Raw genomic sequence first — 8,495 nt, forward strand, 5'->3', positions numbered from 1 at the left:
TCTGACCTCACGCGTCGGGTGACCTCGAACTCACGGAGGTTGGGTTGGTCCGCATCTTCTTGAGCCACTCGAGCGCCGATACTGCAGCCGCAAGGGCACTGCATCGCGGGCTGTCCGAGCACGGCCACGAAGTGTTCCTCGACCTTGATCCCCGCGACGGCATCCGCGCCGGCGAGGTGTGGAAACAAACCCTTTACCAGCGGCTACGCTGGGCTGACGTCGTGGTGTGCCTGGTGTCACCGGCGTATGTAGCCAGCCAGTGGTGCGGCATCGAGGTGGCGGCGGCGGAGATGCTGGGCAGCCGGGTAATCCCGCTTTCCATGGTGGCGGGAATGCTGCATCCGCTGCTGGAAGCGGTCCAACACGAGGACTTCGGCGACACGGGCCATGCGCTGGACGTGCTCGCAGAGGTCCTCCGCACCGCCAGCGCCTCTGGCGGAGCAGGATGGCCGGATGGCCGCAGCCCGTATCCGGGACTCAGTGCGTTCGAACCGGACCGCCAAGGGGTCTTCTTCGGACGCCAGCACGACGTCGCTGCGCTATCGGCGCTGCTGCGGTCACCGGCACAGCAGGCCACCGGGGAACTGATCACCATCGTCGGGCCGTCCGGCAGCGGCAAGTCCTCCCTGCTGCGAGCTGGTTTGCTCCCGGCGATGTCGCTGGAGACCGGGTGGTGGACCGTGCCCACCTTCGTCCCGGGCACAGACCCCGTGCGCGCGCTCGCGCGGGAGCTGGCGGTGCAGGCCAGCCAGCTCGACCTGCGGTGGACCGTCGCCGGCGTCCAATCCCGGCTCGAGGCCGCCGACGGCCTCGCCAGCGTCGCCGACGACGTTCTCGTCGCCGCGTCCGGCCGCCAGCGCCGCCGTCGCCTGCTGATCGCCATCGACCAGATGGAGGAGATCCTCACTCAGACCGCACCCGAACAGCGTCGCCGCTTCGCTGCCCTGTTCACCCGCTCGGCGGTGGACGTCGTCAGCATGGTTGCCACGATGCGGCCGGAATTCCTCGAACCGATCATCGCCGCGCCCGACCTCGCCGGTATTCCGCTACGCCCCTACGCCATGCGCCCGCTCAGCTCCGACGCGCTCGAGTCCGTCATCACCGGCCCGGCCCGCGTGGCCGGCATCACCGTCGAGGAAGAACTTGTCCGGCGCCTCGTCGCCGACACCCGCACGGGCGAGGCGCTGCCGCTGCTCGCGTACACACTGCAGCAGCTATCGGAAGGGGTCCAGCGTGGCGGGCAGCTCTCCACGCGCCGCTACGACGAACTCGGCGGTGTCACCGGCGCGCTGACGGGGCAGGCCGACGCCGCGCTGGCGGCGGCGTGTGCGAGGACCGGCCGGTCAGCCTCCGCCGTCACCGCGGACCTGCTGCGGCTGGTCACCGTGGACGACCACGGCCGGCCCACCCGCCGACGCGTCCCCTACGACGAGCTACCCGCCGACGTGCGCAGTGGACTCGATGTCTTCGCCGACCTGCGCCTGCTGTCCACGGGCGATGTCGACGGCCAGGTCACCATTGGCGTTACCCACGAGGCGTTCCTCACCGCCTGGCCACCGTTGGCCAACGCCATCGCCGCGGCAGGCGCGGCACTGCGGGCGCGCACCGAGATCGAGCGGGCGGCCGCCGATTGGGAAAATGACGAGCACCGGTCGAAACACCTGTGGGAACGCACCCGCCTGGCTAATGCCGTGGAGTTGCTGGGCGCGCGCCTGCGCCGGCCCGCCCGGGCCGCAGCCACCATGCTCGCCCGCCTGCGGCTGCAGCGACGCGCCCTAGTCACCGAGAAGCTCGACATCGGTGACGCGGCCCGGCGCTTCCTGCAAGCGAGCATGCGCTACGATCGCCGCCGCCGCACCCGATCGACCACCGTGCTCGCCAGCCTCCTCGCGCTCGCCCTGGCTGCCGCCGCTGTTGCGGTCGTCATGCAACGCAACGCGACAAAGCAGCGCGACGCTGCCGAGCAGCAGCGCCGCCTCGCCACAGCCCGCCAGCTCATCGCCGAATCCCGCGTCAACTTCGACAAAGATCCACAACTCTCATTGCGGATGGCTCTCGCGGCGAAGACCATCAGCTCAGACCCGGAAGCCGGATCCAACCTCGCCAAGATCGTTACTGCGACTCGCTATATGCAGACCCTCGTCGGACACGACGACGGCGTATACAGCGTCGCATTCACCGGCGACGGCGCCACCCTCGCCACAGCGAGCTCAGACAAGACCGTGCGGCTGTGGGATGTACGCGACCCGACCCGCGCCAAGCCGTGGGGCCCACCATTGACAGGTCACACCGGCACGGTATGGGCCGTCGCGTTCACCAGGGACGGCCGGACGCTGGCGACCGCCAGCCTCGACAAGACGGTCATCTTGTGGGACGTCAGCGACCCGGCTCATCCCGAACGCCTCGGCCAGCCCATAACCGCCCACACCGACAGCCTCTACGCGGTCGCCTTCACCAGGGACGGGCACCTGCTCGCCACCGCCGGTCTCGATCAGCGCGTCATTCTGTGGGACGTCACCGATCCGTCCCGGCCCCGCCAGCTCGGCCAGCCACTCACCGCCCATCAAGGCTGGGTGGGGTCCGTCGCGTTCACCGACGACGGCACCACCATGGCCACCGGCAGCGCCGACCGGACGGTGATTCTCTGGGACATCCGTGACCCGGCCCGCCCCCGTGTCCTCGGTAAACCACTCACCGGACCCTCCGACTCGGTCTCCTCCGTCGCCTTCGGCGGTGACGCTGGCCTGCTCGCCGTCGGCTCCTACGACCACACCGCCACCCTGTGGGACATCCGCGACCAGCAACATCCCAAGCGCGTGGGTCAATCCCTGTACAGCGGCTCGGCCGTGCGCTCCGTCGCGCTCACCCGCGACGCGCGCATGCTCGCCGTTGCCGGCGCCGACCGCACAATCGCACTCTGGGATCTCGCTGACCCAGCAACCCCCAGCGGCAACGCCACCCTCATGGCGCACACCAACTGGGTATTCTCCGCCGCGTTCAGCGACGACGGCACGAAGCTGGCATCGGCCAGCGGCGACAAGACCGCCATGTTGTGGGATGTGCGGAACCGTCCCACGGTTATGAGCAGCGGACCCGGCGCCATGCGCAGCGTCGCCATCGCACCAGACGGGGTGACCCTGGCCGCCGGTAGCGCAGACCACTCCGTCACCCTCTGGGACACCAGCGACCCGCGCCGTCCGGCGATGCTGGGCCGGCCATTCGCCGCCAACGACGGCGAGGTCCGATCGGTCTCCTTCAGCCCCGACGGGCATATGCTCGCCACCTCGGGCACGGACAAGACGGCGTCGCTGTGGGACATCACCAGCAAGACCAACCCCCGCCGGATCGGCGCGCCGTTGACCGGGCACACCAACACGGTCGAGAAAGCGGTCTTCAGCCCGGACGGTCGGTTGCTCGCAACGTCCGCCCTGGACAGGACGGTTCGCCTCTGGGACGTCAGCGACCCCGCGCGGCCCCGCCAGCTTGGCGCGCCGCTAGAAGGTCATACGAACACCGTGGAGACCATCGCGTTCAGCCCCGACGGGCACACGCTCGCCACCGGCAGCCTCGACTACTCCGTCATGCTGTGGGATATCACCGAGCCAACGGCCGTGAAGCAGTTCGGCGAGCCGATACGCGTGCACACCGACTTTGTCGAATCGGTGGTGTTCAGCCCCGACGGGAAGACACTGGCCAGTGGAAGCTTCGATCGCACGGTCAGGTTGTGGAATGTCAGCGACCCGGCCTGGGCCTACCCCCGCGCGCCGGCGCTCACCGACCATTATGTCGGCGTGTGGTCGCTGGCCTGGAGCCGTACTGGCAACGTTCTCACCTCGGCAGCGAACGACGGCATCATCTCCTATGACGTCAGCAACCCCGACAAGCCGCAGCAGATTGGCCAGCCATTGAGCACGGCCGGCTATCTCGTCGTCTCCGCCGCCATCACCGGCGACGGCCGAGCCATAGCGGGCGCGAGCAACGCCTCCGCCGTGCTCTACTGGGATCTCGGCCCGACGCTGGAGATTCTGGCGCATCCAGCCGACCACGCATGTGCCAGAGCGGGCGGCGGGCTGACCCCGGGCCAATGGTCGGAGTACGTCGGGAGCCTGCCCTATGTGGCGACCTGCCCGGCAAGCCAGTGACGGCGCTCGGCGCGTACAGAAGAATGATGCTCGTGCCGGCCGGCGGTCATACCGCGACCGCTCGCAGGCGAGCGGCGTCCGGGTCGCCCTGTCTGGCAGGGCCTGGTGAGACAGAGCCCGTGGGCTTCCCCCCGGGATGTGGACACCGGGTTATGCCGCGATCTGTCGCAGGGTAGCCGATGTGAGGAACGAGGCTCGCCAGGTGACGAGGCAGGTGATGAGGCCGCCGATGAGCGGGCCGGTCCCGCCACCAGGCACCGCTTGCGGCCCCACACGTCGGTGAGCTTGCTGCCCGGCGCGGCGTCCGCAGGCTGGCGGGACGGCACCGGCCGATCCTCGGGTCTCGAGGCGATCCGTCACACCATCCGCGCGGGATGACGCAACGATGACCCCGGACCATGCCTGCGGGGTGAGTGCCGTCGCTCGACGTCGCCGAACGGTTGAAGACGAGATGTGTCGGTGATCCGCAGCACCGGGAGGGGTGGACGATGACGACGACGCACTGGTATCAGCGTGGTGCCCGGAAGGACCGGTCCTCGGTGTTCGCCGAGGACTATCTGCAGGTGCTGATGCTCGGCGTCGTCACGGCGCTGTTCGGCCTGGCGGTGCTCGTCTGGCCCGGCCAGACGCTGCGCCTGCTCGGTATCGTGGCCGGGGTCTGGCTCATCGCGCTCGGCGTGATGCGGGCGGTGACGGCGTTGCGGTCGGACACCAGTTCGTCGCGGCGGTTGCTGGCCGGTGTCATGGCGGTGGTGCTGCTGGCGGCTGGGATCACGTGTGTGCGCAACGCGGGCGGTGGGGTGGTGGTACTGGCCACGCTGCTCGGCCTGGCGTGGTTGCTGAGCGGCTTTGCGATGCTGCTCGTCGCCATGCCGGCGAAAGAGTCGACGCGGGGCTGGCTGAGCGTGCTCGGCGTCGTCTCGGTGCTGGTCGGCGTCGCGTTCATGCTCTGGCCCGGGCCGTCGTTGACGGCGTTGGTGCTGGTCAGCGGCATCGGCGCGGTGCTGATCGGTGCCGGTGAGGTCGCCCTCGCACTGCGGCTGCGGGCGGTCGAGTCGGGCCCGTCGCCGGAGGCGGAGACTCACCCGCGCTGAGGAAGCCGCCGGCGGCGTCCTGACCCGGACCCGCACTCGGCGGTGCTCGGGCAGCTGCCGGCCTACCGGTCGAGCTGGTGCCTGTCGAGTCTTCGGGGGCCGGGCGTCGGACCGTGGTTCGTTCGCTGCGGGCGAGGCGAGCGCCTTCGTCGCAGGTGATCGTGGACGGTACCCACGTGTCGACCGGCAGGGGATTTGTTGTGAACCGTTACCCGGACATCAGTGACCATGGGCTCATCGGCGACCTGCAGACCGCGGCGCTGGTCAGCGGGGACGGGACGGTGGACTGGTGGTGCTGCCCACGGTTCGACTCGCCGAGCGTGTTCGCGGCGCTGCTGGACGCTGACCGGGGCGGGTACTTCCGGATCGCACCCGACACCGTGAACTGCGTGAGCCGCCAGTTGTACCTGCCGGACACGGGGATGCTGATCACGCGGTTCATGACCCCTGAAGGCGTCGGCGAGGTCGTCGACTTCATGCCCATCGCCGGGGCGGTGGCCACCGACCGGCACCGCCTGGTGCGGATGATGCGGACGGTGCGCGGCACCATGCGCTTCACCATCGACATCAGGCCCAGGTTCGACTACGGCCGTGCGCCACACAAACTCGACCTGTCCAGCGACGGCGCTGTCTTCGCCGCCGATGGACTGGAGCTGACCGTCCACCCGGTCGGCGTCGCGGAACATGACCGTGACCTCCAGCGCGACGGCGACGACCTGCACATGGCCCGAACCCTGCGCGAAGGGCAGATCGCCGGTGTCGTGCTCGAATCCATGGGCGGTCGTCCGACCCGGCTGCCGGTCGCCGAGTTGGAGCGGCTCGGTGCCGACACCGCGCGGTACTGGCGCGACTGGGTCAACGCCTCCACCTACCGCGGACGCTGGCGGGAGACGGTCGCCAGGTCCGCGATCACCCTCAAACTGCTGACCTACGCACCGACCGGCGCACCGGTCGCCGCGCCGACCGCGGGGCTGCCCGAGCTCACCGGCGGCGAACGCAACTGGGACTACCGGTACACGTGGATCCGCGACGGCTCGTTCTCGGTGCGCGCGCTGCTCGGCCTCGGCTACGTCGAGGAAGCGGCGGCGTTCGGGGGTTGGCTGCGCGACCGCACCGTCGAGAGCTCCGGTACCGGGTCCGGCCCGCTGAAGATCATGTACCGGGTCGACGGTTCGTCGGATCTGACCGAGGAGACGCTCGAGCACTTCGAGGGCTGGCGGGGTTCCCGGCCGGTGCGGATCGGCAACGACGCCGCCGACCAGCTGCAGCTCGACGTCTACGGTGAGGCGCTCGACGCGCTGCATCGGGCCGACAGCCAGGGCCAGGGCATGGCCTACCAGGGCTGGATGAGCATCGCCCGGATCATCGACTGGCTCTGCGAGCACTGGGATCAGCCCGAGGAGGGCATCTGGGAGACTCGCGGCGGGCGCAAGGACTTCACCTACGGCCGGTTCCAGAGCTGGGTGGCGTTCGACCGGGCGATCAGACTCGCCGTCGACCGGGGCCGACCAGGGGAGATAGCGCGGTGGGCGACCGAACGCGACAACATCTACCGCCAGATCATGAGCCGCGCCTGGAATCCCGACACGGCCAGCTTCACCCAGCACTACGGCTCCGACGTGCTCGACGCGGCGCTGCTGCTCATGCCGCAGCTGGGCTTCATCGCACCCACCGACCCGATGTGGCTGTCCACGCTGGACGCCATCGACCGCGAACTGGTCTCCGACAGCCTCGTCTACCGATACAACCCGGCCGCATCGCCCGACGGTCTGCGCGGCCACGAAGGCACCTTCTCGCTGTGCACCTTCTGGTACGTCGATGCGCTCGCCGAGGCCGGACGGCTCACCGAGGCACGACTGGTGCTCGACAAGATGCTGACCTACGCCAACCCACTCGGGCTGTACGCCGAGGAGATCGGCCTCACCGGCGAGCAGCTCGGCAACTTCCCGCAGGCGTTCAGCCACCTGTCGCTGATCAACACTGCGATCCGCCTCAACCACCGACTCGACCACGGTGTCACCACGACCGTCGCGTGACCGGCGCCGGCCGTGACCACCGGCGAGGCGCAGGAGCCGGCGCGCGGCGGCTGGTGGTCCCGACTGTTGCCGGCCGCGCAGCGCAAGCCGCTCGGCGAGCTGGCCGACCAGCTCGACCTCGCCGGCAGGGACCGGGCCTCGAAGCGGTCCGCGTTCTGGTCGATGCTGGTCATCTCAGCGGTGATCGCCAGCGCCGGAGTGCTGGCCGACTCGACCGCGACCGTGATCGGCGCGATGATCATCGCGCCGCTGTCGAGGCCGATCATGGGCATGGCACTGGGCATCGTGACGGCCGACCGGCGCCTGCTGCTGCGCTCGGCCGGTGTCGTCGCGCTCGGTCTCTTCGTAGTCGTCGGTGTCGGGGTGATCGCCTCGCTCGCGGTACCGGGCGGCGAGAACCTCCTCGCCAACACACAGGTGTCCGGGCGCACGTCACCACGGCTCGCCGATCTGGTCGCCGCGGTCGCCACCGGACTGGCCGGGGCAGTGGGGCTGTCCCGGCGCGATGTCAGCGACGTGCTACCGGGTGTTGCCATCGCCATCTCGTTGGTGCCGCCCCTCGCGGTGGCCGGGATCTGCCTCGGGCAGGGTGAGTTCGCGCTCGCTGCCGGCGCATCGGTGCTGTTCGCGTCGAACGTGCTGTCCCTGGTCCTCGCCGGCACTGCGGTGTTCGCCGGTTACGGCTACGCCTGGAAAGCCGCCCGGGTCACCCGGGCCTACGCGACCATCGCACTGATGATGGTGCTGGTCCTCGTCCCCCTCGGCGCCAACACCGCGGCCAACCTCCTGGTCAACGCGTGGACAAACCGGATCACCGCCGCCGCCACCCGTTGGGTCGGTGCCGTTCCTGGCGCCGAAGTCCGCGGGGTCACCATTGCCGCGCACACCGCGACGATCGACATCCTCGCACCGCAGCAGCTCCCACCAGTCGGAAACCTGCTCAATGCGCTCCACGGCCAAGTGCCGACGGGAGTCCGGATCGTCCTCAACGTGTCCAACGGACAGCGGATCGACGCGGGCACCGTCCGCTGAGCAACCGGCAGGCGGTCTGGGTCGACGCCGGCCGCGGCGACCTGCCGGATCACCGGTCCTGCTGGCGCCGGGCCCGCCGGGCGCGCAGGACGGCCACAGTGCCGCGGCGAGCCAATCGCATGGCTGAGCAGGCCGGTGGCGAAGCAGACGCCGAACGCGGCGGCCAGCCACAGCCCGAGGTGCGCGGTCAG

The 8,495-nt window shown here is 69.9% G+C and carries 4 protein-coding genes; all 4 read left to right on the forward strand.

Features of this window, described 5'->3' with window-relative positions:
• The first annotated feature begins 44 nt into the window (after nt 1-44).
• The 4 genes from IEZ31_RS42770 to IEZ31_RS42785 all read left to right on the forward strand — a co-directional run bounded on the left by IEZ31_RS42770 (nt 45) and on the right by IEZ31_RS42785 (nt 8,304).
• A complete protein-coding gene (locus IEZ31_RS42770) occupies nt 45-4,142 on the forward strand; it encodes an nSTAND1 domain-containing NTPase (protein ID WP_190255864.1) in 4,098 nt (1,365 codons plus the stop codon).
• 488 nt (nt 4,143-4,630) lie between these two features.
• Nucleotides 4,631-5,236, forward strand: a complete 606-nt coding sequence (locus IEZ31_RS42775; RefSeq protein WP_190255865.1) for an HdeD family acid-resistance protein — start codon at nt 4,631-4,633, stop codon at nt 5,234-5,236.
• A gap of 200 nt (nt 5,237-5,436) precedes the next feature.
• On the forward strand, nt 5,437-7,272 hold the full coding sequence (locus IEZ31_RS42780; protein ID WP_190255866.1) for a glycoside hydrolase family 15 protein: 1,836 nt from the start codon (nt 5,437-5,439) through the stop codon (nt 7,270-7,272).
• A gap of 12 nt (nt 7,273-7,284) precedes the next feature.
• Nucleotides 7,285-8,304, forward strand: coding sequence for a TIGR00341 family protein (locus IEZ31_RS42785; RefSeq protein WP_229836622.1), 1,020 nt, complete (start codon nt 7,285-7,287; stop codon nt 8,302-8,304).
• Nucleotides 8,305-8,495: the final 191 nt, after the last annotated feature.

The organism is Dactylosporangium sucinum (assembly GCF_014647515.1).
Classification (GTDB): Bacteria; Actinomycetota; Actinomycetes; order Mycobacteriales; family Micromonosporaceae; genus Dactylosporangium; species Dactylosporangium sucinum.

Excerpts from the sequence above, each read along its gene's own strand:
- IEZ31_RS42775 (WP_190255865.1), top strand. The coding sequence starts at position 4,631 with ATGACGACGACGCACTGGTATCAGCGTGGTGCCCGGAAGGACCGGTCC.